The organism is Vibrio sp. dhg (assembly GCF_003443775.1).
GTDB classification, from domain to species: Bacteria; Pseudomonadota; Gammaproteobacteria; order Enterobacterales; family Vibrionaceae; genus Vibrio; species Vibrio natriegens.
On sequence record NZ_CP028943.1, the window covers coordinates 2,719,906 to 2,738,883 of the forward strand.

The 18,978-nt window shown below is 46.3% G+C and carries 15 protein-coding genes; 1 reads left to right on the forward strand and 14 read right to left on the reverse strand.

The features are described 5' to 3' along the window. The 7 genes from ispD to rlmD form a co-directional block, all read right to left on the reverse strand. Complete coding sequence (ispD, locus tag DBX26_RS12550; protein WP_118119370.1) at positions 1–708, reverse strand: 2-C-methyl-D-erythritol 4-phosphate cytidylyltransferase; 708 nt, start codon at positions 706–708, stop codon at positions 1–3. A 1-nt stretch (position 709) separates the two neighbouring features. Next, a complete protein-coding gene (gene ftsB / locus DBX26_RS12555; protein WP_014232984.1) occupies positions 710–991 on the reverse strand; it encodes a cell division protein FtsB in 282 nt (93 codons plus the stop codon). A 458-nt stretch (positions 992–1,449) separates the two neighbouring features. After that, positions 1,450–2,751: a phosphopyruvate hydratase gene (gene eno, locus DBX26_RS12560; RefSeq protein ID WP_014232985.1), complete on the reverse strand. Its 1,302-nt coding sequence runs from the start codon at positions 2,749–2,751 to the stop codon at positions 1,450–1,452. 81 nt (positions 2,752–2,832) lie between these two features. Then, entirely contained in the window at positions 2,833–4,473 is a 1,641-nt protein-coding gene (locus tag DBX26_RS12565; protein WP_020333971.1) for a CTP synthase, read from the reverse strand. Between the two features lie 214 nt (positions 4,474–4,687). Further along, entirely contained in the window at positions 4,688–5,479 is a 792-nt protein-coding gene (gene mazG, locus DBX26_RS12575; RefSeq protein WP_014232987.1) for a nucleoside triphosphate pyrophosphohydrolase, read from the reverse strand. A 223-nt stretch (positions 5,480–5,702) separates the two neighbouring features. Then, the gene (gene relA / locus DBX26_RS12580; RefSeq protein ID WP_014232988.1) at positions 5,703–7,922 is read right to left on the reverse strand and encodes a GTP diphosphokinase; all 2,220 of its coding nucleotides are present in this window, start codon (positions 7,920–7,922) and stop codon (positions 5,703–5,705) included. 120 nt (positions 7,923–8,042) lie between these two features. After that, a complete protein-coding gene (gene rlmD, locus DBX26_RS12585; RefSeq protein WP_020333973.1) occupies positions 8,043–9,362 on the reverse strand; it encodes a 23S rRNA (uracil(1939)-C(5))-methyltransferase RlmD in 1,320 nt (439 codons plus the stop codon). Positions 9,363–9,554: 192 nt separating this feature from the next. Between rlmD and barA the strand changes: the two genes are divergently transcribed. After that, positions 9,555–12,353, forward strand: coding sequence for a two-component sensor histidine kinase BarA (barA, locus tag DBX26_RS12595; RefSeq protein WP_065300203.1), 2,799 nt, complete (start codon positions 9,555–9,557; stop codon positions 12,351–12,353). Between the two features lie 83 nt (positions 12,354–12,436). On the opposite strand, the gene acpS is transcribed toward barA, so the two are convergent. The 7 genes from acpS to lepA form a co-directional block, all read right to left on the reverse strand. Beyond that, positions 12,437–12,817 carry a holo-ACP synthase gene (gene acpS / locus DBX26_RS12600; protein WP_118119372.1) on the reverse strand — a complete coding sequence of 127 codons (381 nt, stop codon included), beginning with the start codon at positions 12,815–12,817 and terminating at the stop codon, positions 12,437–12,439. 12 nt (positions 12,818–12,829) lie between these two features. Further along, positions 12,830–13,561, reverse strand: coding sequence for a pyridoxine 5'-phosphate synthase (gene pdxJ, locus DBX26_RS12605; protein WP_014232992.1), 732 nt, complete (start codon positions 13,559–13,561; stop codon positions 12,830–12,832). Next, complete coding sequence (gene recO, locus DBX26_RS12610; protein WP_014232993.1) at positions 13,558–14,289, reverse strand: DNA repair protein RecO; 732 nt, start codon at positions 14,287–14,289, stop codon at positions 13,558–13,560. Before recO ends, pdxJ begins: the two co-directional genes overlap by 4 nt. A gap of 105 nt (positions 14,290–14,394) precedes the next feature. Beyond that, positions 14,395–15,357, reverse strand: coding sequence for a GTPase Era (gene era, locus DBX26_RS12615; RefSeq protein ID WP_014232994.1), 963 nt, complete (start codon positions 15,355–15,357; stop codon positions 14,395–14,397). Continuing rightward, complete coding sequence (rnc, locus tag DBX26_RS12620; protein WP_014232995.1) at positions 15,350–16,027, reverse strand: ribonuclease III; 678 nt, start codon at positions 16,025–16,027, stop codon at positions 15,350–15,352. Before rnc ends, era begins: the two co-directional genes overlap by 8 nt. Before the next feature lie 148 nt (positions 16,028–16,175). Next, on the reverse strand, positions 16,176–17,075 hold the full coding sequence (lepB, locus tag DBX26_RS12625; RefSeq protein WP_014232996.1) for a signal peptidase I: 900 nt from the start codon (positions 17,073–17,075) through the stop codon (positions 16,176–16,178). 104 nt (positions 17,076–17,179) lie between these two features. Next, positions 17,180–18,973: a translation elongation factor 4 gene (gene lepA, locus DBX26_RS12630; protein ID WP_020333977.1), complete on the reverse strand. Its 1,794-nt coding sequence runs from the start codon at positions 18,971–18,973 to the stop codon at positions 17,180–17,182. Positions 18,974–18,978: the final 5 nt, after the last annotated feature.

Sequence of the window (18,978 nt, forward strand, 5' to 3'; positions counted from 1 at the left end):
TTATTCACCGCGCTCACGGCTTAAATAAAACTCAGCTAATGCGAGATCTTCTGGTTGAGTAATTTTTATATTGCTCGCATTGCCCTGAACTAAAGCGGGCGCTTCGCCCTTCCACTCCAAAGCGGAGGCTTCATCAGTAATGGCGATGCCTTGTTGTAAAGCGTCGCTCAGAGCATTTTTTAAGGGCTGAGTTTTAAACATTTGTGGGGTTAATGCATGCCACAATGCTTCTCTGTCGACAGTATGATCAATGTTTTGTACTGAATTAGCACGTTTCATCGTATCTCTCACTGGTGAAGCAAGAATGCCGCCAGTAGGATGAACAATACAAACATCAATCAAACGGTCTATATCTGTTAACGTTACGCACGGTCTTGCTGCGTCGTGAACCAGCACCCACTCACTGGCGAGTTCCGTACTCACATAGTTTAGCCCTGAAAGTACAGAATCGGCTCTTTCTTTGCCTCCATCCACACGTATCACGTCGGGATGATTTGCGATAGATAACTCAGGGTAATAAGGATCACCTTCGGTAACCGCCACCACTACTTTAGCGATTTTAGAGTGGGAAAGAAGCTTCTCGACCGTATGCTCTAACACCGCCTTTCCATCAATCAATAAATACTGTTTGGGGCGATCGGCTTTCATTCTGCTACCGACACCAGCTGCTGGCACAATAGCGATATGAGATGGGACAGTATCCAACATCTTACTGGTTTTCCTCACCAACAATTCGGTAGAAAGTTTCACCATCTCGGACTAAGCCAAGCTCATGGCGTGCTCTTTCTTCAATGGCATCAATACCTTGTCTTAGGTCATCAATTTCAGCAAACATTTCATTATTGCGAGCTTGTAGCTTGCTGTTTACTTGTTGCTGTACTTCGATTTCATCTTCTACTGCATAGTAATCAGACACCCCGTTCTTACCGAACCATAGAGTGTATTGAAGTAAGCCAAACAGTAACGTAAGGGCTATAACAAAGATTCGCATATCGTTGCTAACATTCTGTACCGGAAGGAATTAGATAAGATGATATATATAGCATAAATGCGGGATTGCCTCTAGGGCATAAAGGAAGACTCACAGACTCCTCACATGAAAGAGTGTAAAGAAAAGCTTTTGGAACCGTGTTCACATAAAGATTCTTCAGGCAAAAAAATACCCCGCCTAAGCGGGGCATTTAAAAGAACTATAAGATTAAGCTAATAATTAAGCTTGACCTTTAACTTCTTTAAGACCGCTTTCTTGCGAAAAAAGGGGGAGCGCGCTCACCTAGAGCTTCCTCGATACGGATAAGTTGGTTGCTTTCTTTTAGGTATAGCAGCAACACGGTCAGAACGGCTCATTGCTCTTAAGCATCAGCTTTTAAACACCCCCCAATAAACAAAAACCCCCGCCGTAGCGAGGGTTTCAAAAAGCTATTTAGCTAAACTTTATTCAATTAAGAATTAAGCTTGGCCTTTAACTTCTTTAAGACCGTTGAAAGGAGCGCGCTCACCTAGAGCTTCCTCGATACGGATTAGTTGGTTGTACTTAGCAACACGGTCAGAACGGCTCATAGAACCAGTCTTGATTTGACCTGCAGCTGTACCTACCGCTAGGTCAGCGATAGTTGCATCTTCAGTTTCGCCAGAACGGTGAGAGATTACTGCTGTGTAACCTGCGTCTTTAGCCATCTTGATTGCAGCTAGAGTCTCAGTTAGAGAACCGATTTGGTTGAACTTGATAAGGATAGAGTTAGCTACGCCTTTCTCGATACCTTCAGCAAGGATCTTAGTGTTAGTAACGAATAGGTCGTCACCTACTAGTTGAAGCTTGTCACCTAGTAGTTCAGTTTGGTGCTTGAAGCCAGTCCAATCAGACTCGTCTAGACCATCTTCGATAGAAACGATTGGGAATTGGTTAGCGAGCTCAGCTAGGTAGTGGTTGAACTCTTCAGAAGTGAAAGTTTTACCTTCGCCTTTCATGTTGTAGATGCCAGCTTCTTTGTCGAAGAACTCAGATGCTGCACAGTCCATAGCTAGAGTAACGTCTTTACCTAGTTCGTAACCAGCAGCTGCAACAGCTTCTGCGATAACTTCTAGAGCTTCAGCGTTAGACTTAAGGTTAGGAGCGAAACCACCTTCGTCACCAACTGCAGTGCTGTAGCCTTTAGACTTAAGAACTTTAGCTAGGTTGTGGAATACTTCTGCACCGATACGTAGACCTTCTTTAAGAGTTTTAGCGCCAACTGGTTGGATCATGAACTCTTGGATATCAACGTTGTTGTCTGCGTGCTCACCACCGTTGATGATGTTCATCATTGGTAGAGGCATTGAGAATTGACCAGGAGTGCCGTTTAGCTCAGCAATGTGCTCGTATAGAGGCATGCCTTTAGCTGCTGCTGCAGCTTTAGCGTTTGCTAGAGAAACAGCTAGGATAGCGTTAGCACCGAATTTAGATTTGTTTTCAGTACCATCTAGTTCGATCATTACTGCGTCGATTGCAGCTTGATCTTTAGCATCTTTGCCAACTAGAGCTTCAGCGATTGCGCCGTTTACAGCTTCAACAGCTTTAAGAACACCTTTACCTAGGAAACGTGCTTTGTCACCGTCACGTAGCTCAAGAGCTTCGCGAGAACCAGTAGATGCACCAGATGGAGCTGCTGCCATACCTACGAAACCGCCTTCTAGGTGAACTTCAGCTTCTACTGTTGGGTTACCACGTGAGTCGATGATTTCACGACCTAGAACTTTAACGATCTTAGACATTAATGTTTCCTCTCGTTTCAAATATAAATGTCAATTTTAAAGGGCGGCAGCACAACCTTCGCCGCCGCCCGTATCCCTTACTTACTTCTCGAACTCGCCGCGTGAGAATTGACCCGCGGCCTTAACGAAACCTGCAAACAATGGGTGACCATCGCGAGGCGTCGATGTGAATTCTGGGTGGAATTGAGCCGCAACAAACCATGGGTGCTCTGGGTTCTCAATCATTTCCACCAGCTTCTTATCCGCAGACAGGCCAGACACTTTCAGGCCAGCTTTCTCGATTTGCGGACGAAGCACGTTGTTCACTTCGTAACGGTGGCGGTGACGCTCATGGATCGTCGCGCTACCGTATAGTTCGTAAGCTTTTGTTCCTTTCTGTAGGTGACAAAGCTGTGAACCAAGACGCATAGTACCGCCTAGGTCAGACTTTTCAGTACGCTCTTCAACGTTACCTGATTCGTCTACCCATTCTGTGATCAAACCTACCACAGGGTACTTCGTTTCTTTGTTAAATTCTGTTGAATGTGCACCTTCCATACCCGCAACGTTACGCGCGTATTCGATTAGGGCAACTTGCATACCAAGACAAATACCTAGGTAAGGAACCTTGTTCTCACGTGCGTATTGAGCTGCACGGATTTTTCCTTCAACGCCACGATCGCCGAAACCACCAGGAACCAGGATTGCGTCAAGCCCTTCTAAAAGCTCAACACCACGGGTTTCAATATCTTGAGAGTCAACGTACTTGATTGTCACGTTTAGACGGTTCTTCAAGCCTGCGTGTTTAAGCGCTTCGTTTACAGATTTGTAAGCATCTGGTAGTTCGATGTATTTACCTACCATACCAATGGTCACTTCACCAGTTGGGTTTGCTTCTTCGTAAATAACCTGTTCCCACTCAGACAGGTCAGCTTCTGGAGCTGTAATACCAAAGCGTGAGCATACAAGGTCATCTAAACCTTGAGCTTTAATTAGTTGAGGGATCTTGTAGATTGAGTCCACATCCTTCATTGAGATAACTGCTTTTTCTGGAACATTACAGAATAGAGCAATCTTCTTACGTTCGTTCGCTGGGATCATGCGATCGCTACGACAAACTAGAATATCTGGCTGGATACCGATAGATAGCAGCTCTTTTACAGAGTGCTGAGTCGGCTTAGTTTTCACTTCACCCGCTGCGGCTAGGTAAGGAACAAGCGTCAGGTGCATGAACATTGCGTTTTCACGGCCAACTTCGATCGCTAGCTGACGGATCGCTTCCATGAAAGGCAGTGATTCGATATCACCAACAGTACCGCCAACTTCAACAATAGCCACATCGTGACCTTCAGAGCCAGCGATCACGCGATCTTTAATTGCGTTAGTGATATGAGGGATAACCTGAATTGTTGCGCCTAGGTAGTCACCACGACGTTCTTTACGAAGTACGTCGGCATAAACACGACCTGCAGTGAAGTTGTTACGCTTGGTCATCTTGGTGCGGATGAAACGCTCGTAGTGACCAAGGTCAAGGTCAGTCTCTGCGCCATCTTCCGTGACGAACACTTCACCGTGTTGAGTCGGGCTCATTGTGCCTGGATCAACGTTGATGTAAGGGTCAAGCTTCATCATAGTCACTTTAAGACCACGAGCTTCTAGAATAGCCGCAAGAGATGCTGCTGCAATACCTTTACCTAGAGAGGATACAACCCCGCCAGTAACAAAAATGTAATTTGTCGTCATGTTTAACCTGAAATTGGTTGAATGAGGGAAATGGAGTGCTTCTGGACGGGAGATAAATATACCAGAAGCTCCTTACCGCCACAACGTGAAATCTATCACACTGCTATTTTTTATTTTTTGCTTCAAATCAAAGTGAGCAAAGAGAAGACGGGTGCATATTTATCTTCTGAGTCAAACTTGTCTCAAAACCGCTTCCTGTCGATTGACACACACTCTATTCTTCTTTTTTGACTTCATCCCAGAATTTATCCAGCTCAGTCAAAGAGCAATCTTTTAATCCCCTACCCGATTGAGCCACCTTCACCTCTACCTGCTTAAAGCGTCGCGCAAACTTTATATTCGCTTTACCCAAAGCGACCTCTGGGTCCTTACCAAGATGTCGAGCCAGGTTAACCGTAGCAAAAAGCAAATCACCCAGTTCGAGTTCTACTTTCTCATCGTCTGGGTCAACTTGAATCGCTTCTTCCACTACCTCATCGATTTCTTCCTGAACCTTTTCCACAACAGGCCCAAGTGAGTCCCAATCAAATCCGTATTTCGCACATTTTTTCTGAATCTTTGTAGCACGAGAAAGTGCAGGCAAAGAGTTTGGTATTGAGTCTAGAATACTTTCTTCTTGTTTGCCTACTTGTGCTTTTTCTTTCGCTTTTTCTGCTTCCCAATTGGCATTGATGTCAGCATCAGATTCAAACTCCACATCGGAAAAAACATGAGGATGACGACGAGTTAATTTTTCATTTACGGTTTCGACCACGTCTGAAAAATCAAACAGATCCTGCTCTTTTGCCAATTGGCTGTAAAAAATCACCTGAAACAGCAAATCACCCAGCTCTTCTTTTAAATTTGGCCAGTCTCGATTTTGAATCGCATCCACAACTTCATAGGTTTCTTCTATAGTGTGCGGAACAATGGTGTCAAAGCTCTGCTTCAGGTCCCAAGGACACCCTCCCTCCGGATCACGCAACTGCGCCATGATCGCTTCAAGCTGTTCAATTGGATGACTCATATATTTTCCCCTTAAACAAAGAGCTCCCTTAAACAAAGAGTTCCTTTAAATAAAAAGGCGAGCAGCATAACCACTCACCTCTATATGATTTTATTGTTAACTCTCTAAATAGTTGACGTTGTAGCTAGGCGACAAACAAACGAGACGCCTGAGCATGGTTCACCATGTGATGGAGCGAGAAAGCGAAGTTAACGCAGTAAAAATGACAAGTACGACGTGAAAGTTAGCCGAGACGTTTTACAGACATCACATCTCTAATCTGCTCAACACGTTTAGAAACGCGCGACAACGCCTCGATATTGGTCACTTCGAGATCAAAGTCCATGATGGCTAGCTGACGACGGTAATCGACACGGCTCTTCATGCTGGTGACTTTGATTTTCTCATTCGCAAATAGAGTGGTGATGTCTTTCAGCAAACCACCACGCTCCATCGCCTCAACTCGAACGGTAAGAATGTACGAACCGACAAAACCACTACCCCAGACGGTATCAATAATACGTTCTGGTGCGTGATGTCTTAGCTCTTCGAGCTGTTCACAGTCGCTACGGTGTACTGAAATGCCACGACCTTGCGTAATGTAGCCACAGATATCATCACCCGGGATTGGCTGACAACAACGCGCAAGATGCGTCATCAGGTTATCAACCCCTTCCACTACCACCGCATCTTTCTTCGGTCGGCTTTGTGCTGGCGCTTTGTGCTCGGCTTCTTGCAGCTTTTCTAGGGCTTGTTGGTCTTCTTCTTCCGCGGTTGGCTTGTTAACCAGTGCATTGATGTGGTTGATGATCTGATTGATACGTAAGTCACCACTTCCCACACCGACGTACAGCTCATCTGGCGTATTGACGTTGAATCGCTTCAGCGCGTAACGCTCTGCATCTTTCATGGTCGCGCCAATTTTCACCAGCTCGTGCTCTAGGATTTCACGACCTGCCTCTAGGTTCTTCTCGCGGCTTTGCTTGCGGAACCAAGCGTTGATTTTGGCGCGAGCTCGACCTGAATGAACGAAACCTAGTGAAGGGTTTAGCCAGTCACGTGATGGGTTTGGCTCTTTCGAGGTGATGATCTCTACCTGATCGCCCATATGCAACTTATGCGTGAATGGTACGATTCGGCCTCCGACTTTAGCGCCAATACAGCGGTGCCCCACTTCGGAGTGAATATGATAAGCGAAGTCCAATGGTGTCGCGCCCATTGGTAAATCGACAACATCACCACGAGGCGTAAAGGCATAGACGCGATCATCGAAGACCTGACTTCGTAGCTCGTCCAGCATTTCACCAGAATCGGACATCTCTTCTTGCCAATCCAGAAGTTTACGCAGCCAGGTGATTTTTTCATCGTACCCGCTACGTGCGCTCGCGCCTTCTTTGTACTTCCAGTGCGCGGCAACACCGAGCTCCGACTCTTCATGCATTTGCTTGGTTCGGATCTGGATCTCGATGGTCTTCCCTTCAGGGCCAAGGATTACGGTATGGATAGACTGATACCCGTTTGGTTTCGGGTTCGCCACGTAGTCATCAAACTCACTTGGCAAATGCTTATATTTGGTGTGCACAACACCCAACGCGGCATAACAGTCTTGCAGCTTATCGGCGATAATACGCACAGCTCTGACGTCAAATAACTCATCAAACGCCAGACTCTTCTTCTGCATTTTTCGCCAGATACTGTAAATGTGCTTTGGTCGCCCACTCACTTCAGCATTAATGCCACAAGCTTTCATCTCTTCTGTGAGGTCTTCAACAAAGTCTTTGATGTACTGCTCACGAACAATACGACGCTCAGATAACTGCTTCGCGATTTGTTTGTAGGTTTCTGGCTGCTGGTAGCGGAATGCGTAATCTTCGATTTCCCACTTGAGCTGACCGATACCAAGACGGTTCGCTAATGGCGCATAAATGTTGGCACACTCTTTTGCCGCAGCACGACGGACTTCGTCCGGCGCTTTCTTAACTTCAATCAGGTTACAGATGCGTTCTGCCAGCTTGATAACAACGCAGCGGAAATCATCAACCATGGCAAGCAGCATGCGACGCACGTTATCTACCTGAGACGACGCAGCGCCCCCTTCCATGGTGACATTAAGTTGACCGATGGCGGCCATCTCTTCAACGCCATCTATCAGCTTTATGATTTCTTTACTGTATTTTTCTTCCAGCAGTTCTCTCTTGAAAGCACCACTTGAAACCAATGGGAACAGTTGTGCTGCCACTAAGGTAGCTTTATCCATAGACAAGGTGATCAGAATCTCGATCATTTCTCGTCCACGCCACAGCAATAATTCCGCTTGCTCGTGATCTGCCAAAATGTTTTGGCAATCTCTGTACACTTCAATTAAGCGGGATGCTGTGTTTTTCTCTTGCCCCAGGCTAGCCACCCAATGCTCGAGTTCAAACTGTTCGTTTTGATTTAAATGCGCGCTTCTTACCGCAACCATCTCATCGTCCTAATTATTATATTCGTGTGGTTTGACTAACACCGTCCAGATTAGTTCTTTCGCCAGCATAGAGTGCTGACTTTTTGACCCCACCACAAGTAAAGGGCCAACGCCCTATTGCTAGGACTTTTCAAACAAGGCCATGGATTCTAAATGGCTGGTATGCGGGAACATATCGAGCATACCTAGTTTGGTTAATTTGTAGCCTTGTTCAATTAAGCTCTGACTGTCCCTTGCAAGGGTAGCAGGATTACAAGAAACATAAACCACGCGCTGAGCCCCAAGAGCGGAAACTTGATCGATGATCCCGCTCGCTCCGGCACGCGCTGGATCAAGCAGTACTTTATCAAACTTCTCTGCCGCCCAAACCTGACCGTCAAAGTCCTGCTCTAGGTTAGCGTGATAAAATTGTGCGTTGTTGATTTGGTTCAAGGATGCATTATTTGTCGCTTTTTCTACCATTTCAGCGACCCCCTCTATACCCACAACGTGTTTCGCCAACTTAGCGATTGGCAAGCTAAAGTTACCCAGCCCACAGAACAAATCTAACACTCGATCGCTGTCTTGCGGGTCTAACCACTGGATGGCCTGAGCCACCATTTTTTGGTTTACCGCTTGGTTGACCTGAATAAAGTTATTTGGCGTGAAAGGTACCTTCACACCATTTTCCTGATAAAACGGTATCTCGCCTGAAATTAAATCAAGCTGATCAGTTTGCGGCATCAGGTACAGCGTGGCGTTATGACGCTCAGCAAGCTTAACCAAAGCCTCAACTTCCGGCTCAGTCAGATTACTCATGTGGCGCAGCGTAATACAAGGTCCGTTATCTCCTAAGACCAGCTCAACATGACCCAGTTGATCGGGCTTTTTAAATTGTTTTAGCTCTGCGTAAATTTCCGGAAGCAAAACGTTCAGCTGTGGAGCCAACACTGGACAATCGGTCACCTGAGCAATCTGTTTACTTTGTTTTTTTCGAAAACCAAAGTGCAGTTGGCGCGTTTTTTTGTCCACAAACAAGCTCACGCGTGCTCGACGTCGATAGCCTAACTGCTCGCCTAACACTGGCGCATCAAGTTCGATATCACTGCCTGCAAATTTTCGCATGAGCTGACGCAGTGTCTGCTGTTTGTGCGTCAATTGTTGGTCATATTCCAAGTGCTGTAAATCACAGCCACCACACTCATGGTAATGCGGACAGAATGGTTCAGCACGAGTGTCACTTGACTGCAAAATTTTGATCAGCTTACCGCGGGCAAACTTACTTTTCTCTTCCACCAGCTGTGTCACCACTTCCTCACCTGGCAGCGCTCCATCAATAAATAGCGGCTTTTTCTTTAGGTAAGCGATACCCGCGCCATGATGATCCAAACGTTCAACGTGCACCTGCTGGTGACGAGTGTTGAGTTGGGTTTTCTTTTTCGGTTGAAAGATGCGTGCCATGCTCTGTGCCTGATTTGTGTCTAATTGCCCTACGGCTTCACTATTCTTGATTGCAGCCGTTGTGTGATTCGAGTGACTTGATTATGCTTACCGTTTATTCGGTGACGTCACTTCTTTACTCAAGGCATTATCGTGCGCTTGAGAAATAATGCGTTATTTTCCCATATCCAGACTCCGATGTAATTAGATAACATGACCAGATATGGCTTACGAGCACGTGTAATTACACTGACTCTCGCTCCCACTCTCATTATTGGCTTATTGCTGAGCGGCTTTTTCTCATTTAACCGCTATCAGGATCTTGAGAAACAAGTTATCACCACAGGTAATAGCATCATCGAACCGCTAGCGATTGCCAGTGAATCTCACCTACTGACAGAAAGCCGTGAAGCAGTCCGACGCCTTATCAGCTACGCTCACCGCAAAAACTCGAAACTGGTTCGAAGCATTGCCGTCTTCGATGCCCATCATGAACTGTTTGTAACCTCAAACTTCCACCCTAATTTCGAAGCGTTGATGTTTCCGAAAGATAAGCCTATCCCACAGTTGGGAAATTCGGAAATCTACGATAATTACCTGATTTTGCGTGTGCCTATTTTATCTGAAGGGCATTACCTGACGGATCTGTCTAACAAAAGCCAAGCGACCAAAGCCATCGGCTACATTGCTGTGGAGCTGGATCTCTCGTCTCTGCGTCTTCAGCAATATCAGGAAGTCTTCTCAGCATTTTTGGTGCTGATTTTAGGACTCGGTCTTGCCAGTGTATTCGCCTCTCGTTTAATGCATGACGTGACTCAGCCGATCACACACATGAAAAACGTTGTGGACCGTATTCGACGTGGCCACCTGGACGTTCGTATCGAAGGGAAAATGCACGGTGAGCTTGATCAGCTGAAAAATGGTATCAACGCCATGGCCGTCTCACTTTCGGAATACCACGTCGAGATGCAACACAGTATCGATCAGGCTACCTCTGATCTGCGTGAAACATTAGAACAGCTGGAAATCCAGAACGTTGAGTTAGACATCGCGAAGAAACGTGCTCAAGAAGCCGCACGTGTGAAATCAGAGTTCCTGGCCAATATGTCGCACGAACTGCGTACCCCGCTGAACGGCGTGATTGGCTTTACGCGTCAGATGCTCAAAACGCAACTTTCGAATAGTCAGACGGATTACCTGCAAACGATCGAAAAATCGGCAAACAACCTACTGAACATTATTAACGATATCCTCGACTTTTCTAAACTGGAAGCGGGTAAGCTGGCTCTGGAAAACATCCCGTTTGATTTCCGTGAAAGTCTGGAAGAAGTCGTCAACCTTCAAGCAACCAGTGCGCATGAGAAAGGGCTGGAAATCACGCTCAAAGTCGATCCTAAAATTCCACCAGGCTTGGTTGGTGACCCTCTGCGTATCCAACAAATTCTGACTAACCTGGTTGGTAACTCGATCAAGTTTACTGAACGCGGCAACATTGATATCAGTGTGGAAATGCGCTCCCAGTCTGGCGATTCGGTCGAATTGCAATTTATGGTTCGAGATACCGGTATTGGTATTTCAGAGCGTCAGCAAGCGCAGCTCTTCCAGGCATTTAGCCAAGCCGATGCCAGCATCTCTCGCCGTTATGGTGGTACAGGTCTTGGTCTGGTCATTACCCAGAAACTGGTTAGCCAGATGGGGGGAGAAATTAGCCTGACCAGTCGCCTGCACCAGGGTTCTACGTTCTGGTTTACCCTGCGCCTCAACTCGACAGAAATGCCAATGAGCGACCTTATCGAGATTGAACTGCTTACTGGCAAACAGCTGTTATTGGTGGAACCAAACATGCAGGCAGCATCGGTAACGCAGCAAATCCTAAGTCAGGAAGGCATCTTAGTCACTTATCGCTCCTCGTTGCCTGAAGCAAATGAGCACTACGATTACGTGTTACTTAATTTGGCTGCAAACCAGACTTACGATGAACAATCGGTTGAAGCCTGGATAGAACAAGCGAAGCAAATGGCACCAAGCGTGATCATGGGGACGCCAAGTACTGAGCTTGCGCTGGCAGACCAGATTATGAAGGAACATCAAATCCAGTGTTTGACCAAGCCTTTGTCCCGCCGTCGATTACTACAAAGTCTGATCAGCGAACATGTTGAATCGCCTCAGCCATTGAAAGCGCCGATTAAGACGGTAGAAGAAGAACGTTTACCACTGCACGTTCTCGCTGTTGACGATAACCCCGCCAACCTGAAGCTTATATCTGCTTTGCTAAAAGAGCGCGTTGAAACGGTAACCGCATGCAGTAACGGTCAACAAGCCGTGAATCTGGCGACCGAGAAAAAGTACGACATGATATTCATGGACATCCAAATGCCACATATGGATGGGGTGACCGCCTGTAAACATATCAAGCAGATTGAGCTCAACAAAGATACGCCAGTCATTGCGGTAACCGCACATGCGATGGCAGGCGAGCGTGACCGTCTACTCGCAGCGGGTATGGATGATTACCTCACCAAACCAATAGAAGAGCATGTGCTGCAACAAGTTTTGGTTCACTGGAACCCAAATGCTTGCGCGGAAAGCTTCAGAAAAGTCACACCTTCGTATGTTGATGAACAAGAAGGTGAAGCTCTAAATGCAACAGAAAAGGCTCACCAAGATGTCATTATCGATTGGCAAGCCGCGTTGAAACAGAGTGCGAATAAAGAAGATTTGGCCAAAGATATGCTGCGCATGTTAATCGACTTTATCCCAGAAGTGGATGATGTGGTTGCTCAAGCTCTAGAAGAAGAAAACTTTGCCCGTGAAGAGCTTATTCATGTCATTCACAAGCTGCACGGCAGTAGCTCGTATTGCGGCGTGCCAAGGTTAAAATCATTGTGTGCGACGCTGGAGCAAGCACTTCGCTCAGGCGCTGAACTTGACGACATTGAGCCGGAAATGTTTGAGCTACAGGATGAAATGATTAAGGTCACGACCACGGCTAAGCTCTATCTAGAGCAGTAAATGTCCGCTGACTAAAACGACAAAGCCAGAGCAGATGCTCTGGCTTTTTGCTATTTGGTTTCTTTACAAGAAATTCAGACGATTCAGGACTCTAAAATCACGGTCGCAACAGCGTAGTGTCTCTCGTCAGAGATCGAAAGATGAACATGGTTCACCCCCAATTTTTGAGCTATTTGCAGTGCCGTACCAGACAAGGAAATTACCGGCTTCCCCAGATCATCGTTAGTCACGCAAAAGTCGTGAAAGGTCACTCCTTTTGCAATGCCGGTTCCCAGCGCTTTCGATGCCGCTTCTTTGGCTGCAAAACGTTTGGCAAGATAACGCCCTTTTTGCTTTAGCTGTGAAAACTTCAGAATCTCTTCTTCACAAAGAATGCGCAGAGCAAATGACTCGCCAGTGCGATCCAGCGCTTTTTCAATGCGCTCAATTTCCGCGATGTCGGTACCTAAACCTAAAATAGCCATTCGTATGCCTGATTACTTACGAGCTTCGATCATCACAGCTTTCATATCAGCAACCGCTTTCTCTAAGCCATCGAAGACAGCGCGGCCAATGATCGAGTGACCAATGTTCAGTTCGTAGATTTCTGGTAACGCTGCAATAGGGGCAACGTTATGGTAAGTCAAACCATGGCCCGCATTAACGATGATACCCAAATCGTCAGCATAGCTTGCGCCAGCTGCAATTTTTTTCAGTTCCGCTTGCTGCTCTTCCTCAGTTGTCGCATCAGCATAGTGACCAGTGTGAAGTTCAATATAAGGCGCGCCACATTGCTTTGCTGCATCAATCTGTTGACGGTCTGCATCGATAAACAGAGAAACTTTAATACCCGCTTCGGTTAGCTTCTCCGTTGCCGCCTTCACTTTAGCCAGTTGACCAACCACATCCAGGCCACCTTCTGTCGTTAGCTCTTCACGCTTCTCTGGCACTAAACAAACGAATTCAGGTTTGGTTTTCAGAGCAATCTCAACCATTTCATCGGTTACAGCCATCTCTAGGTTCATGCGCGTCTGGATAGTTTCACGCAGAATACGTACATCACGGTCCAAAATATGTCGGCGGTCTTCACGCAAGTGAATCGTGATACCATCAGCACCCGCTCGTTCTGCAATTTCAGCAGCATGAACAGGATCCGGATATTTTGTACCACGTGCATTACGTAAAGTAGCAATATGATCGATATTAACGCCTAAATAGATTGAGCTCATTTTCCATTACTCCGTGCTCTGGGTGTGTGAATAAACAATTCACGACTTTTTAAAGGTTTGCCGCCAAGATACGGCTTTAAGGCTATACGTGTAAAGCGTTTTGCCGCTTTTAACTGCTCTTTAGTGACAAAGCGCCGCTCACTGATTGCAATCAATTCATTACCTAAAAATGTCAGGTTGTCTCGCCTCACGGAAGCAATAAATCCCTTCTGCTCACGATAACGGTAAGTCATGTTCGCTTCGACAGGTTCACCGGTTCCTGCACAGTGCATAAAGTCGACGCCGTACCCCATCGTAGAAAGCAAGGCCAGTTCAAATCGTCGCAGTGCTGGCTCAGGGTTATCACACTGAGCAAGTTCGGTTAATGCATGCAGATAATCGTGAAACAAGGCTGGCATTGGCACTTCTGCCATCAATACACGTCCAATCAATTCATTAACGTACATAGCAGAGTAAAGGTTAATACCTGTTAAGGGTAAGCCAAGGCTGATAGGTTCAGCCTGTCTTAAGGTTTTCATTGACCCTTTGCCTGACCATTTTAGTAACAGTGGAGTGAATGGCTGTAGCGCCCCTTTCAGGTTCGAACGTTTACTACGCGCGCCTTTGGCCATCAATGTGATGCGGCCATACTCCTCACTGAACACATCAAGTATCAAGCTCGATTCACTGTAAGGTCTTCGGTGCAAAACAAAGCAGCGTTGTAAGCCTTCAGAGGACTGGTTACTCATCTATATCGGTGTGCCTAATCGTCTAATTACTGAGTAATAAAAAATAAGGAGCCAAGCGGCTCCTTATTCTAATCGATGTTGGAGCGAAGTGGCTTCGCTTCAAGTTTATAGATCGTCGATGTAACCCAGTGAGCGCAGCGCACGTTCGTCGTCAGCCCAACCAGATTTCACTTTAACCCAAGTTTCGAGATAAACCTTACGACCAAACAACTCTTCCATATCCAGGCGAGCTTCACGGCCGATGGTTTTGATCTTCTCGCCACCTTTCCCGATCACCATTTTCTTCTGGCCGCTACGTTCAACCAGAATCAGTGCATTGATATGGAAGCCATCGGTTTCCGGGTTGTAGTCAAAACGTTCAATTTCCACCGTCACTGAGTAAGGAAGCTCCTCACCCGTGAAACGCATCAGTTTCTCACGAACAATTTCAGATGCCATAAAGCGCTGTGAACGGTCTGTCACGTACTCTTCTGGGAAGTGATGCGTCGCTACTGGTAAGTGGTCGCGTACATGTTTACGCAGTACATCGATGTTCTTGCCTTGCTTCGCTGAGATTGGCACAACGTCGACAAAGTCCATTTTCTTAGACATGTCCGCCATGTGCATCATCACTTCATTACGATCTTGTACGTTGTCGACTTTGTTTACACACAGCACAACAGGGAAGTTCGATTTCTGCAACTTCGTCAGTACCATCTCGTCGTCTTTAGTCCAATGGGTACCATCGACTAAGAAGAACACCAAGTTCACATCACTCAACGAAGAGTTTGCCGCGCGGTTCATCAAACGGTTGATCGCACGCTTTTCTTCAATATGAAGTCCAGGTGTATCGACGTAAATCGCCTGATAGTCACCGTCAGTGTCCACACCCATAATACGGTGGCGTGTGGTTTGCGGCTTGCGAGAGGTAATCGAAATCTTCTGACCCAAGATTTTGTTTAAAAGGGTCGATTTACCTACATTTGGACGACCAACAATGGCGATAAAGCCGCAGTGCTGGTTTTCTGGTGAACTCGTTTCACCATGTGATGCAAAGTATGCATCGATATCGAATTCGTTATCAGCCATTAGTTAATTGCTCAAGTGCTGTTTCCGCTGCCGCCTGTTCTGCCTTGCGGCGGCTGGTGCCTTTACCGATTACAGGTTTATCCACACCTGCGACTTCACACTCAACCGTAAATTCTTGGTTGTGCGCTTCACCTTTAATATTAGTCACTGTGTAAACAGGCAGTGGTTTTCTTCTGCCTTGCAGGAACTCTTGGAGGCGAGTTTTTGGGTCTTTTTGTGATACACCAGGCTTAATGGCTTCCAGGCGAGACTTGTACCAGCTCAGTACAATGCCACGCACTGCTTCAATATCACTATCTAGGTAAATTGCACCAATAATGGCTTCCACCGCATCGGCTAGAATAGAGTCACGGCGAAAGCCACCACTCTTCAATTCACCTGGACCTAATTTTAAATAATCTCCTAGATCGAATTCACGACCCAGTTCCGCCAATGTGTGTCCGCGAACCAAAGTAGCACGCATACGGCTCATGTCACCTTCGTTCACTTTCGGGAAACGATGGTACAGATCATCAGCGATGACAAAACTTAAAATTGAATCGCCCAGAAACTCAAGACGTTCGTTATGCTTACTGTTGGCGCTGCGGTGAGTCAGCGCCAAGTTGATAAGCTCGGCATCTTTAAACTGGTAGCCGAGCTTACGCTCTAGTTTATCAATTGGAGAATTCATACTCTCTCGACATTAATGTTTATTTCTCTATATAGTTGAAGTTGCAGCTAGGCGACAAATAAATTCAGCCCTATGAGCATAGATGTACTATGTAACTAGGGGGGATTTATGCAGTCAACAACGCTGCGACTTCAAATATGACGAGAAGTTAGTGAATACCACCGATGCGGTTAAAACGCACACCCGTTGGAATCCATGAAGGTAGAACGCTATCTGCGCCACGCTCAAACTCGAAGCTGATCCAAATGGCGACAGCTTTGCCGACTAGGTTTGCTTCAGGAACAAAGCCCCAATAACGGCTGTCTGCACTGTTGTCACGGTTATCACCCATCACAAAGTACTGACCTTGTGGTACAACCCATTCTGTTGTTCCGCTACGTGGGAAGTACTGCTCCACATGATTGCGAACAATTGGGTTAACCAAAATATTGTGCTCAACGTTACCCAGTTTTTCATCCAACTGGATCATCGGGATACCATTTGAGCTAAATTGACTCTCTTCGACATTACTCAGTTTAACTGGCTTACAGCTCGATTCACCTTTGCTTTGAATACAAATCTGCTTGTCGTTTGAGTAACGCACGATATCCCCTGGTAGACCAACCACACGCTTGATGTAATCAATGCTAGGGTGAGGAGGATATTTAAACACGACGATATCGCCACGTTCTGGCTTGCCTGTTTCTACCAGCTCAGTACGCCATACGGGATCTTTCAGACCGTAGGCATATTTTTCTACCAGGATGAAATCCCCAACCAGCAAAGTAGGCATCATTGAGCCAGACGGGATTTGAAACGGTTCATAGATAAAAGAACGTAATACGAGTACAAACGCGATCACAGGGAAAATAGAGACGCTGTTTTCAACCCACCAAGGCTGGCGTTCTACTTTTTGCAGGGTGACTGCATCTAAGCCGTTAGCTGTTTGCGCTTCGATCTCTGCGACTTTTGCCTGACGTTTCTTTGCAAACACCAGTTTTTCCAAAAGCCAAACTACACCAGTTACCAAGGTCACGATAACCAGAATCAGTGAGAATGTATTCGCCATTAAATTCCCTTATCTAAAAATGCGAAAGTGAAAGAGCGCTAACTCTTTCACTTAATTTAAGTTCTAACGTCTTATGACCAACAAGAATGGAACAAAGTTCAATTCTAGTCTTTGCCTACGTGAAGAATCGCCAGGAACGCTTCTTGAGGCAGTTCGACGTTACCGATCTGCTTCATACGCTTCTTACCTTCTTTCTGTTTCTTCAGAAGTTTCTTCTTACGGCTCACGTCACCACCGTAACATTTCGCGATAACGTTCTTACGTAGCTGTTTAACCGTCGAACGCGCGATGATGTGGTTACCGATCGCAGCCTGAATCGCGATATCAAACATCTGACGAGGGATGAACTCTTTCATCTTCTCAACCAACTGACGACCACGAGTCTGAGACTGATCTTTGTGTGTGATCATCGCTAGAGCGTCAACCGTGTCACCGTTCAGAAGTACGTCTACGCGAACCATGTTCGACGCTTCAAAGCGCTGGAAGTTGTAATCCAGAGAAGCATAACCGCGAGAAGTCGATTTCAGACGGTCGAAGAAGTCGAGAACCACTTCTGCCATTGGAATATCGTAAGTCACGGCTACTTGGTTACCGTGATAAACCATATCCACCTGAGCACCACGTTTTTCAACACACAGAGTGATAACGTTACCTAGGTATTCAGACGGCACCAGGATATTACAACGTGCGATTGGCTCGCGGATTTCTTCGATGTCGTTTACCGCAGGCAGTTTCGCTGGGCTATCGACATACAGCAAATCACCATCGGTTTTCTCTACTTCGTAGACTACCGTAGGCGCAGTTGTAATTAGGTCTAGATCGTATTCACGCTCTAAACGTTCTTGGATAATTTCCATGTGCAGCATGCCAAGGAAACCACAACGGAAACCAAAGCCCAGAGCTGCAGAGTTTTCTGGCTCGTAGAACAGTGACGCATCATTCAGGCTGAGTTTGCCTAATGCATCACGGAAGTTTTCGTAATCATCCGATGATACAGGGAACAAGCCAGCGTATACCTGAGGTTTTACTTTCTTAAAGCCTGGTAGTGGTTTGTCACTGCCGTTTTTCGCCAGTGTCAGCGTATCACCTACTGGTGCGCCTAGGATGTCTTTAATACCACAAACAACCCAGCCTACTTCGCCAGTATTTAGAACCTCAGTGTCCACTTGCTTAGGTGTGAAGATACCCAAACGGTCTACACCCCAAGTTTGACCTGTGCTCATTACTTTGATCTTGTCGTTCTTCTTCAGTGAACCATTTTTGATTCGCACTAAAGATACTACGCCAAGGTAGTTATCAAACCATGAGTCGATGATCAGCGCTTGTAGCGGTGCGTCTGGATCACCTTCTGGTGCTGGAATCGCTGATACGATGTTTTCTAGTACGTCTTCAACACCCAAGCCTGTTTTCGCAGAACAGCGGGTTGCTTCCATCGCATCGATACCAACGATTTCTTCAATTTCTTCTGCTACACGTTCTGGATCTGCTGCTGGAAGATCGATCTTGTTTAGGATTGGCACAACTTCCAGATCCATTTCGATCGCGGTGTAACAGTTCGCTAGCGTTTGCGCTTCTACACCCTGGCCAGCATCAACCACCAATAGCGCACCTTCACAAGCGGCTAGAGAGCGTGATACTTCGTATGCAAAGTCTACGTGTCCCGGAGTATCGATGAAGTTTAGCTGGTATGTTTCACCGTCTTTAGCGGTGTAGTTTAGCGTCACACTCTGAGATTTAATGGTGATACCACGCTCACGTTCAAGATCCATAGAATCCAGAACCTGTGCGGCCATTTCACGATCGCTCAATCCTCCACAAACTTGGATTAAACGGTCTGATAGGGTCGACTTACCATGGTCGATGTGGGCGATAATCGAAAAGTTACGAATGTGCTTCATAGATT

Bases quoted from the DNA above. Each gene is read 5' to 3' on its own strand.
- relA (WP_014232988.1), bottom strand. From the start codon at position 7,922: ATGGTTGCGGTAAGAAGCGCGCATTTAAATCAAAACGAACAGTTTGAA.
- era (WP_014232994.1), bottom strand. From the start codon at position 15,357: ATGGCTGATAACGAATTCGATATCGATGCATACTTTGCATCACATGGT.
- pdxJ (WP_014232992.1), bottom strand. From the start codon at position 13,561: ATGAGCTCAATCTATTTAGGCGTTAATATCGATCATATTGCTACTTTA.
- rlmD (WP_020333973.1), bottom strand. From the start codon at position 9,362: ATGGCACGCATCTTTCAACCGAAAAAGAAAACCCAACTCAACACTCGT.
- recO (WP_014232993.1), bottom strand. From the start codon at position 14,289: ATGAGTAACCAGTCCTCTGAAGGCTTACAACGCTGCTTTGTTTTGCAC.
- DBX26_RS12565 (WP_020333971.1), bottom strand. From the start codon at position 4,473: ATGACGACAAATTACATTTTTGTTACTGGCGGGGTTGTATCCTCTCTA.
- mazG (WP_014232987.1), bottom strand. From the start codon at position 5,479: ATGAGTCATCCAATTGAACAGCTTGAAGCGATCATGGCGCAGTTGCGT.
- eno (WP_014232985.1), bottom strand. From the start codon at position 2,751: ATGTCTAAGATCGTTAAAGTTCTAGGTCGTGAAATCATCGACTCACGT.
- lepA (WP_020333977.1), bottom strand. From the start codon at position 18,973: ATGAAGCACATTCGTAACTTTTCGATTATCGCCCACATCGACCATGGT.
- ispD (WP_118119370.1), bottom strand. From the start codon at position 708: ATGTTGGATACTGTCCCATCTCATATCGCTATTGTGCCAGCAGCTGGT.
- rnc (WP_014232995.1), bottom strand. From the start codon at position 16,027: ATGAATTCTCCAATTGATAAACTAGAGCGTAAGCTCGGCTACCAGTTT.
- acpS (WP_118119372.1), bottom strand. From the start codon at position 12,817: ATGGCTATTTTAGGTTTAGGTACCGACATCGCGGAAATTGAGCGCATT.
- ftsB (WP_014232984.1), bottom strand. From the start codon at position 991: ATGCGAATCTTTGTTATAGCCCTTACGTTACTGTTTGGCTTACTTCAA.
- barA (WP_065300203.1), top strand. From the start codon at position 9,555: ATGACCAGATATGGCTTACGAGCACGTGTAATTACACTGACTCTCGCT.
- lepB (WP_014232996.1), bottom strand. From the start codon at position 17,075: ATGGCGAATACATTCTCACTGATTCTGGTTATCGTGACCTTGGTAACT.